A 21,495-nucleotide genomic window follows, 5' to 3' on the forward strand; every position below is an offset into this window, starting at 1 on the left:
TATGTGGTCAGGCTTACGTCGCAGATTTCCGCGACTTCCTTTTGCGTGCGTCTTGCCTGTTTGCGGAGGTTTTTGATCGACAACTGGTACATGTGTGTATGCCCGTTCCTTTCGCTCGATCAGCGCCTTTGCATTTGGCTTGTTTCGTTTTGTTTGACGTTTTCAGTATATGACATGTTCAAAACTTTGTTTTTCGAGGTGAGAACAGTCAGTTGAACATGTTGGAATATAAGGCGACACGCTGTTTTTACTCATACGTGCAAAAATTGGTATTTGCCTCGCGTGCAGAGGACAGGTTCACCTCTTCCCTGTCGTTCCGGCATCCTGTTTAGAGGTTCACTCCCGGTGAAGTCGGAGTGGACGGGGTGCTTGGCGTCGTCGGCGTCGAAGGCGCGGACGGGGTACTCGGGGTGGATGGCGTGCTTGGGGTCGTCGGAGTCGGGGGAGTTGAGGGAGTCGTCTGCTGTTGCGGGGTATACGTGTACTCGTATTGCGGCGTCGACTGTTGCTGTTGCTGCGCCTGTTGTTGGGCTTGCTGCTGGGCCTCCTCTTCGCGTTTCTTCCTGTCAGCCTCCTCTTTTGCCTTCTTCTCCGCATCGGACTTCTCCTTGGTGACGGAGGCTACGAGTTGCCGTAGCTTCGTTTCCGCGTTTACGGCGCCGGACAGATTCTCTTCGGATACTCTCTTCCCCCTCCATTCGGCGGCCAAGGTCTGCATGGTTTTCTTGTTGGTAGAATCCGGCGCGGTGTTCAACTTGTCCGCTTGACTGATGAGATCGGCGAGTTTGGACGACGTGTCATGGGTGAGAGTATTGATGGCCGTCGAATATGCAGTACTGGTCTTCTCATATTGCTCGTCCAATTGTTTGCCGGTTTTGGTGATGGCTGCTACGGTCATGGGTTTCAGGTTGGCGACCTGTTCCAGTTTCGTCCGCTCCCCTACTACCGTCTGGTCTTTGGCTACGGGGCTTTGACTGATTTTCTGGATGAGGGTTTTGGCTTTCGCGGTCTGCTTATCCCAGTCGGCTTGCGCTTTGGTGAGTTCGTCTTCCTTCTTCTGCCGTTCGATCTGCGCCTGATGCTGCTGTTGGCTGTTCTGGTAGGAATGCCATGCGTATGCTCCCCCGGCGATGATGAGTATGATCGCGAGCAGTGCCGCAATGGTTATGGCGAGGAAACGGAGGAATTGTTTCCCGAAGGAGGACTTTTTCTCTTCCGTTCCTTCGGAGAGTATGGAGGTAAAGGAATCCGGATGTTGCGGTGTTGAGGAACCGTAGTTTTCCGAAGGTGTGGGATCGGAATGTGGTTCTTCCGTACCGTACCATTCATTCCAGAGTGATTCCTCTTTTACATCCGGATTCTGCGAAGCTACGATATTTTTATGCTCCACCGGAATGGTTTCGGAAAATTGGGAAGGTGATGTGTTGGAATGTTCGGATACCGCACTGTTAGAGGACTGTTCTTTACCGGAATCCCGATTCCAATCGTCGTCCCAGAAGTCCTCGTCTGTATCAGCTTCCGAATATTGCGGATTTTGGGAACCGTAACTCTGTGAAGGCACGGCGTTCGGGTTTTCCGATGTTGGAGCATCATCCCATTGGTCATCCCAGAAATCGGACTGTTGTTCACTTTCGCCGTTTGAGATGTTTTCTGTTACGGAACTTTTATTCTGTGAGTCTACGACTGTGTTATCGTCCGCCCAGAAATCATTTTCGGAAGTATGAGAGTTTGAATCTACAGTTCCGTAAGGGTGTAGAGGTTGGGCAGCGTGAGGCTGTTCCGTTTTTCCTGAGTTGTTTCGTTCTTCTTCAGACTCGCGACTGTTTTCCCTCGTGCCGTTGTTGTCGGTTCTGGGAATCTGTGGAACCGTAGAACCGTGATTCTGAAACGGTGTAACGTTTTGAGATTCCGAAGCCGAAGCATTGGAAGAGTTTTGATTCCGTTCTTCTGTAACGTTGTTCTGTGGCGGTTCCGGAAACATGTCGTCCCAGAACCCGTCGTCCACGACTTGAACTCGGGTTCCGGGATTTCTAACAGTGTGATGTTCCGGTTCTGTAGATTCGTAAGGTTGCAGTTCCGCTAATTGGCTGTTTTCGGGTTCCGTTTGACGCCGGCTCTGACCATCCGGATCGTTTTTTGCAGTCTCGAGAGAGGATTGTTCCTCAAACCCGTCCAAAACGTCCCAAAAATCGTCCGTAGACGGGTTTTCATACGAAGTGGGAACATTCTCTCCTGCCGGGGTTGGATCGACGGTTCCGGCCACGTTTTCGACCGGCTGGTTCCCGGAGTTGATTCTTGGGGTTGAGGGGTAGTTTCCTGATGGTATGATGCCTCGATTCTCTGAAACCGTGGCTTCCGCCCGTTTTGAAGTTGAAGTACCGTAATTTTCGGAAGGTGCAGACTCGCTCCTTCCGAAAAGCGGGGTATTGCGGTTCTTTTCCATTCCGGATCCGGCGACTGCCGGCGTTGTCGAATCAGAGGGGTTTGAGGGTTCGGTTTCGGAAATCCGCTCCTTCACGAAAGAAGAGCGTTCGGAGGCTACGGTATTGGAATGTTCCAGCACTCCACTATCGGAGATGTCGGAAGTTCCCACAGTACGGTTTTCCGGAACTGTAACATCGGAATGCTCGAATGCGGAAGATTCACGATTGTTCGGTTCTGGAAAATCAGTGGTCTCTCCCCACGGATCATCCAAGAGTAGTTCCGTCTGTACATCGGAGAACTCAGAATCTTCAGAAGTCTGATGCTGTGAATCCTTCGAATCGTAGCTCTTCGGATTTGCAGCACCTCCCCTTTGTGCAATTTCAACATTCGGAGACTTCGATTCTTTGACTTTACGGTTCCACGAAGATACAGAACCTAAAGACTGTTCGGCTCCAGCATCGGAAAACTGTGAAGGTACAGCACTTGACTCCTTGGAAACTCGAGTACCGGAACTTTCGGAAAACGGAGAACTACCGTTCTGTGAAGCCGAAGACTTGGAACGTTCTACCCGACTAGAACTGCTCCTCTTGGAAGTTTTCACATTGGACTGTTTCGAGGGTTTCCGAACGGGAGGCTTCGCCGGGACGGCGATATCGTCATCGTCGTCCATCAGCAGAGACAAATCAATTTGATTGCCTCCGGTCAGCCAATCGTCATCAGCTCCCATAACCTACCTCGTTCGGAAAACCATTAGCATCTAATCTACCGTTCACATGTCCTTGGCGGACAGGTCACGTGCGATTCGTAGAGCCGCATCGGCTCCGCTCATATGGGGGACGTCCACGCCGGCCGCATACAGTTTGCTCGCGTGCGCTGCGGCGGCCGCTCCCCTCAACGGCTTGTCACGGTCGGCGACATCACGACCGTCCTCACCGAATCCGTCGGTGGGGAACCCATTGTCCGTATCGTCGTCCGTGTACATGCTGCCGTCATCCGGTTTCTCGGCGGCGGCTGGCACCGTGTTCACGATGTCGCCCCAACCCCAGTGTCCGGAGTTCATGTTGCCTTTCGGCGGGCGGATCTTCGTCAACCGTTCGCACAACAGGTCACTGTATGATTGGCCGGGTTTCTCATCGTAGAAGCCCTTATAAATGACGGGTTTCATGCCCGGTAAACGGATCAGGCCGGCTCCACGGGAGATGCCCGGCTGCATGATGTTCTCCGGAATCTCGGGAATGTCCTTCGCTCCGCCCAGCAGGTCTTCGACGGCGGTGGATGGTTGCAAAGTGGGGGAGATGACCGTGGTCAGGTTGACGCGCAGACCGGGGTCGAAACCGTCCTGCAAGCGGACTGATTGGCCGCAGAACAGGAAGCAGATGCCGCTGAATCGTGCCTTCTGGGTGATCTTCATCGAATACGTGATGTTGGCGGCGTGGATGCTCGCCTCGTATTCGGCGCGGATTCGCATCGGATTGTCTTTCTGGACTTTCGGAATGTTCACGTTTCCAGCCCATTGGGCGACCTCATCGCACACGAGGAGAAGTAGCGGGTTCTTCTCCTTCTCATCATCTGGCAACCCCCACCAGTTCTCCACCCCGTATTTCTTGATCAGTTTCGACCGGTAGGAGCAGATTTCAAGAATGTGAGCCAACGTGGCGGCGGATGATTCGATCCCGTCGCAACCCCAACCATGGTCGATGACCCACGGGCGGCACCATTGGAAGTCGACGCTCTTATCCTCGTCATCGCAGACAGCCAGATCGAAGCCGGCTTCCAATGCGGCTCCGATCAGCGTGTTGATGACGACGCTCTTGCCACTGTTAGCGGCGGCGGCGACCATGATGCCCGGCCCTGACTTCCAATCCAATGCCAGCCAGTCGCCGGTTTCCCGTCCACGGTCGGGGAGTTTCATACCCAAGTAGGCGTGACGCAGATCGTTCTTGCCGATCAGTTGTTTCGGACAGGACACGATCTTCGGGAATGTTGGGGGCGTGCCCGGATACACCATGATCACGCCGGTTTCAGGATCGGCTTTGAAGAACCAGCCTTTCTTGCCGACGGTTTCCACGGCCTCCTGCATCTTCGTGTCGAAACGGCTCGCCTGATAGGTGACGGTTCCTTCCTTGATGCGGATACGCCAACCGTTCTCCTGCGTCCGGTCGAGTCGAATGTTCCACGGTTGCACGCCGAGCACGTTCGCGAAAATCCGTCGCGAAGACAGGGTTTTCTCATCCAACTGCTGCAACAGCACCACGCATTCGGAAGCGGTGACGCGCATGAAGTCGATCACCGACCAGCCTTCGTTCTGCGGCTGGCTTTCCAGATTGGCGACGGTTTTCTTCTGAGCCGAGTCAACGCATTCGCTGACATTGAGCCGAATGGATTTGATCTCCTTGTTGAGGATGGCGCGAGCGTCCACTTCGAGTCCGCTCTTGCCGAACGTGCTCATCGGCGCGATGATCGCATACCGGTTGTTCTTGTCAACGTTCAGCACGCTGTACCCGTCGAACGAATGATCCTTCGCGGCTTTCTCCTGAATGAGCACCGTGAGCTTCATCATGTCTTCCGGATTGGTTTTGTCGAAACCATTGGGGAACAGTTTCGTCAACGGGATTTTCCGGATCGGCTTGTCTTTCGAGCTGACGGTCATGGTCACGCCGCCTTCCGGACTTGGATCGGGCAGCGAAGCTGGCTGATGGCACCGGATGCGGATTCGAACACGCCCCAGCCGAACATGTGCGGCATGTCGAACTGTTCCTGGTTGATGAGCATGGACGCGTACTCGTGTCCCGTGCTGTCGATCAGGGAGGTGACCGGTCCGATGCTCAGATGGGCGTGCGCACCGTTCTTGCGGAACAGGGTCTTCAACCCGTGTCCGATGGTGTGGTTGTTGAGGCATTGGCCGACGATCACGATGATCGTATTCGACGTGGAGGCGTTGCGGATCAACTGTTCGATGAGACGGCTGATGGTCTGATAGTCTCCGACCGGTTCGTCGTGTTCGATTCGACCGTTGAAGATCAGATCGAAATCATCGAAGGCGAACAGGAGCGGACGCAGGTCGGAGGGGGTGCCGTGGATGCGACGCTGCTGTTCCGCGACGGCGCGTTCCAACAGGTCGATGGTTTCCTGAACCTTCTCGTAGCTTCCGGTCATGATGGTCGGGGAGGGGAGAGGCCGTGGCAAACCCATGTAGGTGATGGTCATGCCAGCATCGGCCGCATTCTGAAGAATCCGATCCAACAGGATGCTTTTGCCCGCTGCCGTCCGGCCGGTGATCGTCAGCAACGGTGTTGCCGTCGTATCCCAGTTGATCGGGTTCTTCTTCTGATCTTCTCCCAGATTGAATTCCACTATGGTTCCCTTCCTTAATTGTGGTTTGCGTGGGAAAAATTGTTTTCGCAGGGGCGGCGGCTACCAGTCGACTTCCTCGACATCCGCATACGGGTCGTCTTCGTCGCCGTTTTCGTAGGGTTCCGTCTGTTCGCTTTGGCTGAGCATGTCCTGCAGTTCGGCCAGGTCGTTGATTTCCTCGCCGCCGGACGCACTGTCCTTGTCTTGGTTGATGAGCTTGGACAGTTCCTCTTCGGACATTTCGCCGTATTTCTCGGCTTCGGCCGGCATGAACATTGAATAGTCGATCGGTTCGGGCGGCGTATTGTCTTTGAACAGTTCCGCCAGCTTCTCCTGTCCGCCCGAATACCATGTTTGGACGGCCAACAGTTCACCTTGAGCGGTTTCGAAAATGCCTCGACCTTGCGGAATCTTCCCGCCTTCGCCTTTCAACGACTGTTGCAAACGGTTCGCTTCATGAAGATTCTGCTGGCTGACGACCCCGGCGGGAGAATCCATGCCGAGCAGTACACGCCCCAAGGAGCGGAAGAAAGCCGTCGCATTGTACGGTTTCATATCGTCCATCGTCAAACGTTGAGCGCCGAGGATCACGCTGATACCGGCGGTACGACCCTGCACGACGATCTTGCCCAACGCGCTCATGGTGCGTCGGATCGAATTGTTGATCGCGGACACGGCCGCATTGTCGTTGGCGAGCTGAATGTCCCTGTTCGGGTTCTGCGTGGTTTTGCCGGCTTCCTGCAAATACGAGTTGAACTCGTCGAAGATCAGGTCGATCGGCTGCACGTGCTTCAACTCGTCTTCCGACAGTCGGCTGGTGTCCAAGTCGTAGATGCTGCCGACCCCGTAACGGCTGAACAGTTTGACCCGTTCGGCCATTTCGTTGCGCAGCCATGCGATGACGGCTTCGGTTTCTCGCATCTGTCCCAAGCCGATGAACGCCAACGATAGGCGTTTCGCCCATTGGGTGAAGTCGATGCAACCCTTCGACGGGTCTACGAGGATGATCGCATGCCCTTTCATCAGGGCTTCGGCGACGACGATCTGCGCCAACGACGATTTGCCCGTACCGGATTTGCCGCACAACAGCAGGTGGAAGGTTTCCTTCACGTTCCAACACACGGGTTCGCCCATATCGTCCACGCCGATCGGGAACATGCGTGGTTTCGCCTGTTTCGCGTAATCCCAGTCGGCGAGGATCTTCGTCGGGAACGGACTGTGCTTGGCGAGCACCATGTCGTACATGGTCGCCCCATGCTCTTCGCCTCGGGGAAGAATGCGCCCGTACCCGTAGTTGGCGCTGGTCATGAACTTGCCGATGTTTCGTTCGGGCTTGTCCACGTCCAATCCGGCTGGAATCTGGAAGCGGGCCAACAGCACGTCATGATTCTGGGGGAGTACGCCAAGGGAGACGACTTGCGGGGTTCGACCGGAATCGTCGGTGATACCCGCCACACCCCACGCATCCGACAAAGCGAGTTGGATCAGCTCCTTTTGCGCGAAGCGACGCTTCCAATGCTTGAGATCATCCAACGCGAGATACGGTTGATCGCACAACCAGATTTCCGCACTGTCCGCGTTCTTCCAATTCCAGAAAATCCGGTTCGCGCCGACGGCCGCTTGTAGGTTCGCGCTTTTCTTCCTCACGTCGGCGACGGTCGCGCCGCCTTCCAAATGGAATTTGACACGCCAGATCGCAACATCCTTGCCTTCCTGTGTGCACGAATCGATGTAGACGATCGCCTTCGCCGGTAGCACGTCCAACAAGGCTTTGAAGATGATCGCCTCCGCATACTTGCGGTATTGTCCGGTCAACCGGTCGAGCCGGGATGGTGCAGGACCGGTCGCCGTGACGAGCAGCGCGTTCTCACCGTCACGGATCACGCCGATAAACTTCGCCTCGTAATCCAACGGACTCAAATCGAAACGCGCATAATCATCAGCCGTAGCCGGCGCGGACAGGATCAGGGGGAGCGTGGTCAACTCCCAACCATCGCATTCCACGGTCTTCTCACCGTCGTAGATCGCGACCGGCACCCCAAGTTTCGTCGGCAGAATATCCGCCCACACGCTCTGCTCAGCCTTATACCGGCGAGAGATCGCGATATAGTCGGCGAACGGTTTCTTCAACGTCACCCCATCCGGACGCCACTTGTTGCCCTTATCCGACAACGGGGTGTTCGGATCGGCGGCCAACACGAACGCGTCGGACAGGTCGGCGAACATCGGCAGCTTCATCGTCTCTTCCGGCGAGCATTCCGGACCCAACCAGTCGAAATCCATCTTGTCGATCGGATCACCACCTTCGGGCGGGCAATGCAATTGCAACAGCCAAGCCGCCTGTTCGGGATCATCGGACACGTCATGCGCTTCCACCAACGGACTGCGCTTGTTCCACACTTGAGCGGTACGCGCATACGCGATATCCGCCACAAGGGAAGCCAGCTTCTCACCCGCCTGACGGGATGTAGCTTCCGGCACACACGATTCATCACGCCCCAACACGAGACGCACACTCGACGGGTCGAACGCGAACTCACCCTTCTTCTTCTGCCGGGCCGGCAGCAACATGGCGAAACTGTAACCGGACGGACTCGTAACGGCCCTCACCGGTTCGACGCCAAGCTTGAACACTTGCGCGTTGCTACGATGCAACGTTTCCATACCCGGTTCGATCATGCTGTCATCCGGCTTGTTCTCGAACCGGCAGCGCAGAATGATCATCTTGTTGCCGTCAGCGCCGATCTTGCTGACCTGCGTCAACCACACGCCTTCCCAAGCTTTCTGCAAGTCACCGGTGGCAGTCCACTTGTCCAACAACTGCTGGTATTTGACCAGATCACGCCAATACGCGGCTTGAGCGTTCTTGCACAGTTTCCACGCGAGCAGGAGAAACACGAGCAACGGGAGTCCGATCATCGTGGATGCGGGCGCATAACCTACCATCATCGCGAACGCCAACACGACCAACAGGAGGATGGGGATGATCGTGACAACCAGTTTCACCCAGATCGGAGTCTTTGCACCGTACACGGCGGGAATACTCACACCCGAATACACGTGCCGGCGATCAACCTTCCGATCACCCATCTGCCGGACACCCATCGCAACCAGCCAGCCGAACAGAATGTTCACTACGGTCATCCACCCGGCACGCGCGTTCGCACTGACCATCAAACCGACGGCGATACCCATCCACCATGAGATGCGATGAACCGACAGCCAATCCTTCGACGGGGCGAAACCGGCGAGCATATCCTTCCACTTGTGGTATCGGGCCAACGCTCGAGGATCAGGCGAATCGCTTTTACGCTTCGTCGCCGCTTCAGGACGACGAGCCGTCAACCCGGCGACAAGTATGCCCAACCATAGGACGGGCATCATCGGCAGTCGAATCCACCATGCGGCGACACTCAACAGGATGAACACACCCAACCACAGGCTCGGCGGGATCGGCGTCGACTCCTGCTTGGTTCGACTGCGACTGGTTCTCGATTTGGTCATGATTTACACGCTAGGGAATGAATTTTCCCCGGGCGGGCTGAATTGAAAAAGAAAGATAGTGGTTGAAGGAGAGGGTAAGTTCTTAATGCGTTTGGTTGATCAGTTCGGTTGGGTGGTCGACCGGAACGGCGAGCTTCAAAGCGAGAAAAATTTTTCTCGCGCGTAGTTTATATAACTTGATTTATCTTGATATATAACTTGCTTATATCTTGCGGATCTGAAAGCCCTACTGCCAGTAAGGCTGAGAGGGTATTCCGGTGACAGAATTATGCAGAAGGGTGACAGAATTATGCAGAAGGGTGACAGAATTATGCAGAAGGGTGACAGAATTATGCAGAAGGGTGACAGAATTATGCACCCCAAGATGGCGGTAGCGGGGGGAAAAACCATGTTTGACATGATGTCAAAACGTTAGTTTGGCTGGTTTGCACCCCCTCGTTTTTCGGGGGTAAAACAACAGTTGGTGACAGAATTATGCAGGGTGGCAGTAAGTCAGATGGTGGCAGAAAGTCAGATCCGATCCGATCCTTCAAACAAAAAATACACGACAACGAATCGGTGATACAATCCAATATGACAGACAAAAATGCCCGCGCTGTACCACCAGCCGGGCATATGGCAATCATCGTTAGGAGGATGATTACAATGACTGATTCTATCACCAAGCGTATCGAAGACGAAAATCTAACCTTTGCGCCGTCGCTGATGACGCAGATTCCTCTTTTCCCTATCTCTAAGCCAACCACAAGTTTTATTCGACGAACCAACGGCTCAATTAGCGTCACAATCGCTCCTGCCGAGCCGGAAAGCTGGGTTTACGGAAAGATCCCTCGCGTTTTGTTTTTGTATATCCAGCGTATGATCACAACACATGATCCCAAGGTCAAAATGGGTGCGCGAGCCGTTCTCATTGATTCCAGTTTCCGTGAATTCTGTCGTCAAACAGGCTTGACGTGTAATCCCCCGACTTTGGAAGAGATCAAGCGTACGGTAAAGAATTTGAGTCAGATGTTCGTGGTTGTATCAAAGGATGTCACGCGACCGGATTTTGACTTCCATGCTTCCGAGTCGAAGAAAATCGCCGAACGCACGCTTACTGCCAATCCTGTTGCAGGCGGTTGGGTGATGATCGTGTTCGCCAAGGACTTCTGGGACGAGTTGGTCTCCACCAGCGTCCCGATGGACAACAGTGTCATCAAGCAACTTGGGAAGTCACCACGTTCGATCGACTTGTATCTTTGGTTCCGTTACCGTCTGAACGCGTTGAGAAAACTTCATAGAGACATTCTCATTACTTGGGACTCGCTTTATCTCCAGTTCGAAGGTACGGGTCTTCCGATGAAAACGTTCCGGAAGAAGTTCAAAGTAGCAATCGACAAGCTTATCGAAATCTGCCCAACCTATGTGATCCGGTACGACAGTAAGGGCGTCACCATCCCATATCAGGAGAACAAAATCAACTGGGACCCGTCCGATGATGAGCTGGTTCGTGTCGATACGACCGATTCGGAAGGCGCGTACGTCGAGGGGTTGAAGGAGATTTCAACTCCGGCGGATGCTCGGGAAGCTTTTAATGCTGCGGCGCGGGCGATTGGTTTTGATCTTTGATTGTTGATGGGATGGTCTAGATTCTAGGCTAGAATGGGAAGATGTTTGGAGGAGTTACTACCCCACGCTAGTGGGGATGAACCGTTGCATCGTGACATCCTCGTGCCTTGGACATCACCCCACGCTAGTGGGGATGAACCCTGCGTCATTAGTGATGGAGCGAACATGACCCCACTTTCGTGGGGATGAACCAAGGAGTCGCGGGATTTTTCCTTAGACCCGGTGAGCTACCCCACTTTCGTGGGGATATACTCCTCCAACTTTTTCTTCTTTGCGGTCGTGATCTTCTTCTGTTTCTTTTCCTGATAGTCTGTGATTGTCCACATAAATGTAGAGTCGTCACAAACGAGATAGACCATCAGGAGGTGATCACATGAAGACCCTACTTAGAATGATCGGCACGTTCATTCTGTTCACGTTCCTTGCGATTATGATCCTGTTGGGTGATTTTCTTACCTCTCCGACGGGTTTCGAAGTCGTAGGGGCTATTAATTTCATCGGATTCTATCTGCCGGGTTGGATCGCCGGTGGGCTGGTTCTGCTGATCGGTATTCCGTTGATCATTGGAATGGAAGCCGGCATCCTGTACTTGATCCACTTGGTGTTGAAGAAGAAGCCGTGGATCGCCGCAATGGTGCAGCTTGTGGCTGGAGCGTTCATTCCGGTTGACTTGTATGTCAATTATCCGAATAAGCTTGGGTTGCTTGCCGCGTTGGTCGTCTATTTGATTACGGCGATTATCGTGTTCGGTTTCGCGTATACTTCCGATGAGTGGTGATAGAAGAGCTGGAGGTTTCGGGTGAACAGTCGGGTTAAGCGTATTCTCATGGCCGTCACGGGTGTCGTACTCGTGGCGGCTCTTGTGTTGGGTTGGAGTTTTTGGCGGAAGTCGGTGACTGCCAGTCAGGAACATCAGGAGCAGTCTCAACAGCAGAAGACCGTCACGTCGGATAAGGGGAGTAGCCAGTCCGATGCCGGTGGGAAAGCGGAGGAGTCAACGTATAAGCTGACCGATGAGGATCTGCAAACCATCATCAAACTCGAGCATGCCATGCGCGACTGGGGTAGTGACGCGACAGTCGAAGCCGGCTCGTATGCGAAACAGGATGCTTCGACCGTGCTCACCCAGTTGCGTGGTGATATCGATGAGAAAACCAATCCGATCAGTCAATACGTTGACCCGTCTGTGATCACGGTGAAAGGTCCGAACGGTCCGAACCCTGTGTGTCCCGACGGGCAGAATAAGGGCATGTATATTTGCGAGCAGGCTCCGAACGCCGCCCGATGGTGGCATTTGCAGGCGTGGGCGTATGGTTCCCGTTGGGGTGACGGTCCTACGGTTAACCAGTTGTCGGATGATCAGGCTGAAGTGACCGGCACCGTACGATCCATCCTGTTGACTCGTGGCGATTCGTTCATCGGCAACGGGTATGCGGCGATCACTCCCGCTTGGAAGGATTATCAGATCAAGGATACGATCACGGTCAACAAGGGGAAGATCACGAAGATCGAAAACGGGAATACGGATTACTGGTGGATCAGCCCGTGGTTGCATGATTGGAATCGTGACATGATCGAAGCGTTGGCGGACGGTTCCACTCGTATTGCCATTCCGGTCAAGGGAACCGTGGATTACACGGGGTTGCAGAATGATGGGATCACGAAGATTCTCCGCACTCCCGGCACGATGGGGGATATGAACGGGACGGTTGATTGGAGTCTGTGGAATGGTATTTCAATGACCACCACGGAAGAGCAGGGTGACAAGCTGATGCAGGAATGCAAGGAGAAGTACGGGGATGATTGCCCGCTACTCTCTCATTAACGCTCCCATTTCGTGTTGCGGAAGAACACGTTGCCGGCTCCTTGGAATTGGGTTGAATCCAACCATCTGGTGTTGAACCCGTTCCAAGGACCGTTGCCGTCCGTATTGTAGTTGCCTTCGCTGATCAGAATCTTCCATCCGGAGCTAGTGGTTTCTACTTTCTCCACGACGGCGATATGCCCGTAAGTACCGGTGCCGCCTAACGCGCCACCGTATTGGCTGACCCCATCACCGGCTTTCGGAGTGTCCGACACCTGCCATCCGATGTTCGACATGCCAGCCACGTTGACATGCACGTCTCCACCGTTGCCGGTCACCCACGTCCATCCTCCGCCTCCATGGATCATGGCGAGACGGTTCCACGCATACCAGACGCACTGATAGCGTCCCACGTTCGCATGATAGAAGTTTTTCGTGGCCCCTTCACCATCCAACCCGTCGCCGTCTTGGCAGATGCCACCCCAAGAGCACATCCAACCGAAGTCGCGTTGGTTTTCAGGAATATCACCGACGGTGCCGGCTTCCACATTCGAACCGTCGCTGCATGATGCGGGGATCGTCGTGGAGGTTCCACTGTTCGTAGCACCGGATGCCGTACCGTCCGCCGTTTTGAACGTGACCGAGCTTAACGCCGCATAATACTTATCGGCCATGCTTACTCGAGTGTCCTCGTTCCGGTATTCCCATGCTGGACGCTCATATCCGGCCATGAACGCTATCGCAGCTGTTTTCGCGTCCGCTGCTTCCGTCCACATGCGGTAGAGGCTGCCGCCGGGCACCTCATATCCGGCGGCTTCAATGGTGGGCACATAATACGTGTTGAACCCGTTCTCCACGGTTTCGGCGAGCATCAACGCCTGACCGTTCAGATCGGAGTCGGTGACATCCGTATGATGATGCGCGTCCAACCATTCCCTGATTTTCGACCGTGGCGTCCATTGCGCGATACCATATCCGCCGTCATGGCTTTCCGACAACGGGTTCAACCCGCTTTCCGCATACAGGTTTCCTAAGACGCCTGCCGTGGCAGCTTTGGAATATCCTTTGTTTGCGAACATTGTGCCGATTTTTTTCACCGTGTCCGTTTCGGACGCGTCGGGTAGGCTCGTATCGGTTTTCGACGTGCAGACGGAGGTTTCCTGCGTATTGGATGATCCGTCGTTGGATGCTGTCGACTGGTAGCTGGAGAGAACGGTGGTGATCATCGTGGTGGTCATGATCATGGTCAACAGGTTGACGGTCATGAGCGCGCCGATTGCGGCTATCGCGATTTTCGCTTTGGGATGTTTCAACGCGCTCACCTTTCCGACTTTGGAATGTTACGGAACTTTACCCGTATGATTCCGTAACATTTGAATTGATTCCGCTCTTTTCCATTGGAAGATTAGAGAGGAAAACAATCACAGCAGAAAAATTCTAATGCTCCTGAAACGGTTTGAACTCCTGATCCAAAAACACGTCATACTCTCCCGCCAACAAGTCCGCCGCCTGTCTGCCTGCGTCGATCAACTCGTTTTGAGGACGAGACTCACCCCACAGGTAGAACAGGACGTTCAACGCCGCAGCCTCATGTTCGACATCCTTCAACGCGAACCCCAACAAGCGTGCCTTGTTCAAATCAGACAACAGGGGAGTCACGGTACGCGCCCAATCATCGGCAGCATCCCATGCGTCAGCGTCGGTCACTTCGAACGGATCCTCCAACCCGTAGGTGAGAATAGCCCCATCATTGGTTTCGCCCAACAAGCCGGTCGCCGTATACAATGCGTACAACGTCAACGCGTAGACGGTCAAATCCGTGTCATCGGTCGGCTGATGATTCGACGGGACATGCAGGAACGGGTATTTCAACACGTCCTGATCCTTGAACTTTTCGTCACCGAACAGGAGAAAGAACGGGAACGCGATACTGGGCGACCAGAGTATCCGGTTTTCCAAGCCACCGTTCTTATCATCAGCCGGAGGACGGAACATGCTGAACGCCGCCCCCTGCAATCGGTTCGTATACCGGCTGGGTCGTTCCATCAACAGGGGGAGGCCGCTCGTGAACCGGTCGAACACGAGAATCCCCTCACTGTCGGATTGGGTCACATCACCGTCTATCACGAAATCCGACACGTCGGCCGACACTTCATCCTGTTCGTCCAACGGTGTCAACACGCTCGTATCCCCAGTGGTCGGAGACATGGGCAGATTCCTTTCGAACATGTCACTGTACGCCATCAGCCTGTTCCTTTCTTTTCTCACGGGCGATCTTGTCCGTAGCCGTAGTGGAAATCTCCTTCAACAAATCCGGAGGAATAATGATCTCAACCGGCACCGGCTGTTTGGAACCATCCTTGAAATACGCGACCGCACCACGAACGGTTTCTTCCTTACCGGTGATCGGATTCTTCCGTTTGAGACGTTTCAAACTCATCGGCTGAGGTTCGTTGTTGTCCTTCGTATCACCTAAACCCATGCGATACAGCATGTGGCCGCTCGGATCACTGATGTTCAACAATCTCAACGCGGATTTGGCGGGACTGACGGTACCGTTCGTCTCATCCGGATTATCCAACGCCAACAGGAGCGCACGACTAATACCACCGGTCAAACCAGCATCAATGAACTCCTGCACCTTCTGCGACGCCAACACTGGGGTGAACCGTTGACTTCGAGCCATACGCACCCACTGTTCCAACGTTTTGGACGCACCCTTGCCTTTACCCATGGCAACCCAAGCCTCATCCAAACCGACCATGCCATCACGGCCACGAACAGCAGCTCCAGCTCCCAACACGACCATGCGAAGCACCCACTGTTGGATGCGACCCGGCACAGTCTGTTCGGAATTCGGTTCAGGAACCAACGAACGAGTCCCGGCATTGATCAACGTCAAATTCTGACTGATACGCAACGATTGCGTTTCATTGCTTGTTCCGAGAATCAACCGCATCGACTGATAGTGACTCAATGCAAGACGAACATGACGGTACACTTCTACCGTGTTATCCGGCAAACCGATATTCGCTGGATTTTTACCAGCCTGCTGCATCCGCACATATGCTTGCGCGGCGGTACTGATCGCCAATCCACAGCAGCGAGCGCCATGCTGGATTCCGTAATCTAGCATGGCGGCGATCGCTAATTCCATGTTTGTGTCTTCTCCTTTTGGATTGAGGATGTCGGATAGCATGATGGCAGCCATCTCCTTCGCCTCTTCGATGTTTTCCATTACGAGAAGCGGGTCGAATGTGCCGTTTGCAATGTCCTGGTCGAGTCGGATGACTACACCATGTTGAGATTCGGTCGCGTCTTCTAGATCGTCTCCGGATTTCGGGTTGATGTAAATGCACGGGGTTTTGCCGCTCCCGTTACGGGACATGATCTTCGACCATTGTAAAAACAAGCTGAACGCAGCCATCGTGTTATGGGTTGGAATGTAATCTCCTACCAGATACGTATGATCCGGACTGCCGACAGTGATACAACGGCACGGATTGTCTTCGATCTTTTGAATGTCTTTGATGTACAACCATTGTTGAGTCTCCCGCAAAGTTTTGGGGAGTAACATACGCTTGCGTTCAAGACTGAACACCGGAAGATTCGTAGTGAACTGGAGACGCAGACGATCCTGCGCCTGATGACGTTCGCCATTCCTCGTGTATGTCGTTATCGCACGTTTCGGCTCATGCACCACGATACCCAAGGAGCGAAGCAGTCTTACCATGCCGCGAATAATGTTCTCATGTTCGATCGATTGAGAGAACTCGATATTCCCCTTAGCGTCGATGGCCCCATCCTGATCCAGCAAGCCGCGAACCAACTCCAACCGTTGCTCGACGCTCGCGAAGAAATACTTCTCCGGAATATGCTTGTTCTTCAACAGTCCGGCGTAACGAAGCTTCCCCTCGAAATTCCTGACATACAGGGACTTCCCATCGGACTGCAAAGTAACCGGAAAACCCTTAGCCAAAAAACGATCAGCCAAATAATCCAGATCACCCTTCGTCGCATCCGAAGTCAACGTCGGAGCACCCTTCGACCCGTCAGCCAGCCATGCGCCAAGAAGATACGGGTCAATCGCCAGTCTCATCTCCGGATTCTCGACAGGTGTCGGAACATGAATAGCCCACTTCGCCTGACCGCCCTGCTTTTCAACAAGGCCGGCAGCCAGCATCTCCTTGGTCGAAACTACCTGCTCCATGTAATCGGTGTTCGGTTTTTCCTCACCGTATCGTTGCAGGAGCCGTAAGGAGATCGCGTTCAACGCGTCTTTCACGTTGTATACCGTCACCCGTCTTTGGCCGGTTCTCGTAGGCATTTTCCTTATATTTTTGTCCCAGAATGATACGGGCGTCAGTTTTGCGATGATGGCGTTGATTGAAAACTCACTTGGGGCTTTTTCTCCGAGCATTTTACGGATGTCGCCGACACTGAGTCCTTGTTGGAAATCGTCGTCAAGATGCGAATGGAGGATTTGGGTACGTTGACGCGCCTGTTCTTGCCATCTCGGACCGTATTTTGCGACATGATCGTAATGTTCGATGAGCGTTGTCAAGGCTTGTTTTGGATCATATCTGCGACGGTTTTGGGTATGAGAATACGCTTCCCCGCTTTCCTTCGTTTGGATTTCCCGAGCTTCCTTCTTGCTGGGGAAACTCATCATCTGCAAAGCGGATGTCACCCATGATTCAGGCCGACTGTCACCCATCCACTCGCCAAGAATCGGTTTGATGATATGAGCCAGTTCTTTGGCGGTCATGGTTTGATCTTCAGGATACCGTTCGCCTTCCTTCCGGAGGGTGACGCCGAGTTTTGCAATCGTCTCGTATCGTTCCACGGATTGACGATGCTTGGTTTTCCTCGGAACGTTTCTGTCCTTGAAACTGCTGACCGTCCACAGGTGGTCGCCTCCGGCGATGATGCTTTGTCCGTCGCTGAGTGTGACAAGGTACGTGTCTTTTGAGACGATCGGATGAAGCTGTTTCACCTGATAGGGTTTTCCGTCTCTTCCGTAAAGATAATCACCTTCTTGCACCTGTCCGAATGGTATAATGGAACCGTTGGGATAGTTGGGCTGAGGTGGCATCGGGGTGGGTGTTGTAAGAGCTAAGTGCTTGCCGCTTCCCGTGTCACCGATTATTGCAAATATGGGTCTCATGTCCTTGTCTTGCACCGTGGTCGTGCCAATATACAAAGGCTGACGGTTCGCCTCACTCAACCCCAATAATGCACCCCAATTGTCGCCGCCTCGAGCCATGCTACTGACTCCACTGCCGGATACGCAGGTTGCCGACCAGTGAATCTCATACGGTGTCATACGGATCGGCGAACAGGCTTGCATGCTTTTGAACGCCAACAGTTGTTCGTTGGCGGTGGTCAGATTCGTGAACTCGATGTTCGGGATCGCGGACAGGCTGTCGATCGCCATTTGCGCGTTCCCGGCGACACAGGTCGCAATACTCAAATCAATCAACGTGGGAGGCATGTCCGGTGAATTGTAAAGACTGCGCTTATATTCGAGCCGTCCTTCCAATTCGGTCATATCCCCGGAGGCTTCCCGCCCCTTGTCGTACCGTTCGTTGATGGAGTCGCGGATCGTCCGATAGTTGCGACGAATCGTGTCCGCCGTGATCTTCGCCGGTTCCACCTTGCCTCGAATGGACGTGGCGATCGCGTTCGCACCACCGGCGTTGCCAACTTCCATGAGCCGAGCGACCCACAGGTTCGACGGGTCGGAGATTTTATCCCTGTTGAATTCAGAGGTGCGGGCGAAGCATAATGTGGCCGGATACTCCTCGCGAATACCCCAGTCGGCGCAGTCGATCCCGTCATCGTATTTCTTCTTCGCCTCCTGACAGACTTTGGAGTCGGGGAAGAAATGCACATGATCGTTTTCCGCGATGATCGGCAGAGCGGACGCGTTGGCTCGACTCACCCACCATGATTCCATCATGGCTACGAGCTTTTCACGCTCCTGATCCTCCATGAGCGTGAACGGTTCCAAACCGGCTTTCAACATGATCTGTTCTATCACATGAGCGTCCGGCAAATATTCCTCGAAGGTCGGACACCCGTTCGCGATCGAATAGCACAACCGGTCGAACCCGGTCGTGAACCGTTGCAGCAACGGTTTCTTCCGACCTTGCCGACCGGTTTCTCCGATGAGTTTCAACGGTACGCCGATCACCGCGAACTGTTTGCGGACCTTCAACGTGCGGTAATATCGAGCCTGATATTGACGGAGTTCCGCATCTCCCTCACCTGCGGGAGGCATGTAGTTCACCGGCATGCTTCCCGTCAACAGGTGGAATTCACGGTATTCGCTTTGCAGCAGATACCGGTATCTCATGCCGGCGACCGACACCTGTCCGGCCAGACCGTCGAAGAATGATGCGAACTGGTTCGCCGCTTCCTCGCGTTTCTTATCGTTCGCACCATCCAACAGTGCGGCGCTCCAAGGGATGCGCGCATACAACCAGACCGTTCGGTCCGGGGTCGCGGCTCGAAGCAAACCGTATTCGCTGGCCGGACTGATGAAGCTTTCCGGATGTTCGTCGTTTTTTACGGAGGTCATGCTCCCACGCTAGAAATGCGCGGAGCAGGGGAATGCCTCGGATTGGTAAATTCCTAGGATTCGTCCAGTATCACGGTTTGGTGCAGGCCGTCCGTTTGGAATCCTCGGTGATGATGTCATGCAGTTCGTCTATCTGATGTTGCAGGGCGTCGTTGACCGTGAGCTTATCCAACGGATAGTAATAGTAGGTGTCACGCCAAGCGTCCGACAGGCTTTTGCGTTTGGCGACGGACACTTTCGCGTCGCTGAGCGTCCAACCTTTGTTGATGTGGCGTTCGAACCTGATCCATAATGCTCTAGCCAGAAGCGGCTCCCCGTCAAGGCTGACGGTTTCGATCGGATCATCGAGTTTTCTTGTGACTTCCGCAGTGTTGCGAATGCCGAGTATCTGCGACGTGGGCATGTCAGTCGTCCTTTCTGTTGATGAACAGCACGTTGAAGTTAGACCGTTTCAACGCCTCCCGAAGACTGACCACGGGCTTGGGGCCGACACCGGGTTCATACGCCTGATACGTGTAGTCGTCCAACGGGAAATCGGAGTCGCCGCCGGTCACGTCGGACAGTTTGACCCACAGATTCGCCTGGGAGACGATGATGTTCTCCGGCGTAGTGTATCCGTCTCCATCGTCCATGCCGGGAACATAACCTTGGCCGGCGCTGCGAATCCTGCCCATGATCCACTGTCCGTTGGAACTCCAGAGGATGAACGAGGAGCAGAATTGGACGTTTTTGATGCTGATCGCATTGTTGAACGGGATCAGCAGTCGTCCATGATGCTTGTTCGCATGGTCGAGCAGCAGATCGAAGTAGGATGGCGAATCCCCGTCCTGCCAGTTGTAGCGTATTCTCGTGTTCTTGTCGAAGCCGATAGTCTGTCTTCCTACCGGCAGTGATTGTCCTCGGAACCGGCAGAAGACGGCACGGTTGCTGATGAGGCTCATCGTTTTGTCTCCTTTTCGTTTGCAAAGCCTATAATGTGCAGCTGCTCACAGTTTAACATAACAGGGTTTTTATTCTTCGACGACCGCAGAGTCTTCCTTTTTCTTGGTCAACGGGCGAATGTAAAAGACCCCGGTCCGGCGCTTGTAGGCCAGTTCCTGCGTCAACGGAACCACGTCCTCGATCTTGTATCCGGTCACGTCAGGGGTTTTCGTCTGGGCGATCGCAAAGGACTCGTAGTCTTCGAAGCACAGGTTCGACAGGACGCGTAGGTTGTCGAGCTTGTACCAGTATCGTTCCTTGAACCGGTTCCATGGTTCTGGCACCTGATAGGCTCCGAGCGGCGGCACGCTTCCGGTTCCGGCGTCGGCGATTTCCCCTAGTACTGCGAATTCCACTTTGCTGGAGAAGAAGATGATGTTGGTGAGTGTTTTCGTCTTGTCTGGACTGCATGCGGGCCGGGAGTCGACCCACATCATTCGACCGCCGTGCGCGTTGGAGAATCTAACGTATTCGGTGAGGATGTCCAATGGTGGGAAGTAGGGGCTTCCTGCTCTTGGAGCGTATCCGATTCTGATCATGAGGGTGTTGCCTTCGATGATTTTTGCTCGCCTTGCCATTTTTCGCCTCCAAAATATGTGGATGCTAACAGTGTAACATCAGCATATTTGCCTGTTCCACTCACGCCACTTCAGCATGTCGAAATCACAGAAAAACGGATGATACGCCACAATCCGATCCGACGATGGAGTGCTCCAATACACGGTGACATCACCCAGAACATTCTCCACAAGCAACGCCGCCACCTCATTGCGGGCGGAATCCAACAGGAGAATATGCGCCATATCCTCGGTCGAATCACCCTGATATCGAGCCTCCTCGCTCCACGGGTAATCCAACAATGATTCGACGACGGTTTCGAAATTGTCGGTGTCCAACGCTTTCCAGCCGGTCTTCGTGACCTTGAGGTTCTTCCGGTTCGGATCATAGGAGAGAAGCCCGTTGGCGATGAGGCTTCGTTCGGCCGGGTTGAACATTTGCGGGTGGTGTTCGATGCCGCGTGGCTGGCTGGAGACGCGGCGGAGGGTTTGCTGCTGGTTCATTTTGTCTCCTTGGACAACTAGTTTATGTGGACAATAACAGTTTAACATTAGGCTCTGTTAGACCGAGGTTGACTTTTTGACTTGCGTCGTAGTTACCGAGTAGCTACAATGAAGGTATGAGAACGGGCAAGGTGGCGCGTATAGCCGATAGGGTCAGGAAGGAACTCGGCGAGCTG

At 54.0% G+C, this 21,495-nt stretch carries 14 protein-coding genes; 3 read left to right on the top strand and 11 right to left on the bottom strand.

Features of this window, described 5'->3' with window-relative positions:
• Positions 1–328: 328 nt before the first annotated feature.
• From JS541_RS13230 to JS541_RS13245, 4 genes are read right to left on the bottom strand one after another with little or no spacing between them, the layout of a single operon-like run.
• Positions 329–3,151 (bottom strand): hypothetical protein, encoded by a 2,823-nt coding sequence (locus JS541_RS13230; RefSeq protein ID WP_214374966.1) that lies wholly within the window; start codon positions 3,149–3,151, stop codon positions 329–331.
• 42 nt (positions 3,152–3,193) lie between these two features.
• On the bottom strand, positions 3,194–5,074 hold the full coding sequence (locus JS541_RS13235) for a cell division protein FtsK (protein WP_214374967.1): 1,881 nt from the start codon (positions 5,072–5,074) through the stop codon (positions 3,194–3,196).
• A 2-nt stretch (positions 5,075–5,076) separates the two neighbouring features.
• Positions 5,077–5,778 carry a hypothetical protein gene (locus tag JS541_RS13240; protein ID WP_214374968.1) on the bottom strand — a complete coding sequence of 234 codons (702 nt, stop codon included), beginning with the start codon at positions 5,776–5,778 and terminating at the stop codon, positions 5,077–5,079.
• A 60-nt stretch (positions 5,779–5,838) separates the two neighbouring features.
• Complete coding sequence (locus JS541_RS13245; protein ID WP_240539373.1) at positions 5,839–9,282, bottom strand: FtsK/SpoIIIE domain-containing protein; 3,444 nt, start codon at positions 9,280–9,282, stop codon at positions 5,839–5,841.
• A 645-nt stretch (positions 9,283–9,927) separates the two neighbouring features.
• Here JS541_RS13245 and JS541_RS13250 point away from each other — a divergent pair.
• The 3 genes from JS541_RS13250 (at position 9,928) to JS541_RS13260 (ending at position 12,715) form a co-directional block, all read left to right on the top strand.
• Positions 9,928–10,890: a replication protein RepA gene (locus tag JS541_RS13250; protein ID WP_214374969.1), complete on the top strand. Its 963-nt coding sequence runs from the start codon at positions 9,928–9,930 to the stop codon at positions 10,888–10,890.
• Positions 10,891–11,263: 373 nt separating this feature from the next.
• Entirely contained in the window at positions 11,264–11,668 is a 405-nt protein-coding gene (locus tag JS541_RS13255; protein WP_214374970.1) for a hypothetical protein, read from the top strand.
• A 114-nt stretch (positions 11,669–11,782) separates the two neighbouring features.
• Entirely contained in the window at positions 11,783–12,715 is a 933-nt protein-coding gene (locus JS541_RS13260) for a hypothetical protein (RefSeq protein ID WP_214374971.1), read from the top strand.
• Here JS541_RS13260 and JS541_RS13265 read toward each other — a convergent pair.
• The 7 genes from JS541_RS13265 to JS541_RS13295 all read right to left on the bottom strand — a co-directional run bounded on the left by JS541_RS13265 (position 12,712) and on the right by JS541_RS13295 (position 21,319).
• Complete coding sequence (locus tag JS541_RS13265; protein WP_214374972.1) at positions 12,712–14,007, bottom strand: phage tail tip lysozyme; 1,296 nt, start codon at positions 14,005–14,007, stop codon at positions 12,712–12,714. The two genes, JS541_RS13260 and JS541_RS13265, sit on opposite strands and share 4 nt — an antisense overlap.
• 124 nt (positions 14,008–14,131) lie before the next feature.
• Positions 14,132–14,902 (bottom strand): hypothetical protein, encoded by a 771-nt coding sequence (locus JS541_RS13270; protein ID WP_214374973.1) that lies wholly within the window; start codon positions 14,900–14,902, stop codon positions 14,132–14,134.
• Between the two features lie 22 nt (positions 14,903–14,924).
• Positions 14,925–19,277, bottom strand: a complete 4,353-nt coding sequence (locus JS541_RS13275) for a hypothetical protein (protein ID WP_214374974.1) — start codon at positions 19,275–19,277, stop codon at positions 14,925–14,927.
• Between the two features lie 70 nt (positions 19,278–19,347).
• The gene (locus tag JS541_RS13280) at positions 19,348–19,680 is read right to left on the bottom strand and encodes a hypothetical protein (protein WP_214374975.1); all 333 of its coding nucleotides are present in this window, start codon (positions 19,678–19,680) and stop codon (positions 19,348–19,350) included.
• A gap of 1 nt (position 19,681) precedes the next feature.
• Positions 19,682–20,218 (bottom strand): hypothetical protein, encoded by a 537-nt coding sequence (locus JS541_RS13285; RefSeq protein ID WP_214374976.1) that lies wholly within the window; start codon positions 20,216–20,218, stop codon positions 19,682–19,684.
• A 69-nt stretch (positions 20,219–20,287) separates the two neighbouring features.
• Positions 20,288–20,836 carry a hypothetical protein gene (locus tag JS541_RS13290; RefSeq protein ID WP_214374977.1) on the bottom strand — a complete coding sequence of 183 codons (549 nt, stop codon included), beginning with the start codon at positions 20,834–20,836 and terminating at the stop codon, positions 20,288–20,290.
• Between the two features lie 39 nt (positions 20,837–20,875).
• Positions 20,876–21,319: a hypothetical protein gene (locus tag JS541_RS13295; protein WP_214374978.1), complete on the bottom strand. Its 444-nt coding sequence runs from the start codon at positions 21,317–21,319 to the stop codon at positions 20,876–20,878.
• Between the last annotated feature and the right edge of the window lie 176 nt (positions 21,320–21,495).

The organism is Bifidobacterium sp. SO1 (assembly GCF_018555335.1).
Taxonomy (GTDB): domain Bacteria; phylum Actinomycetota; class Actinomycetes; order Actinomycetales; family Bifidobacteriaceae; genus Bifidobacterium; species Bifidobacterium simiiventris.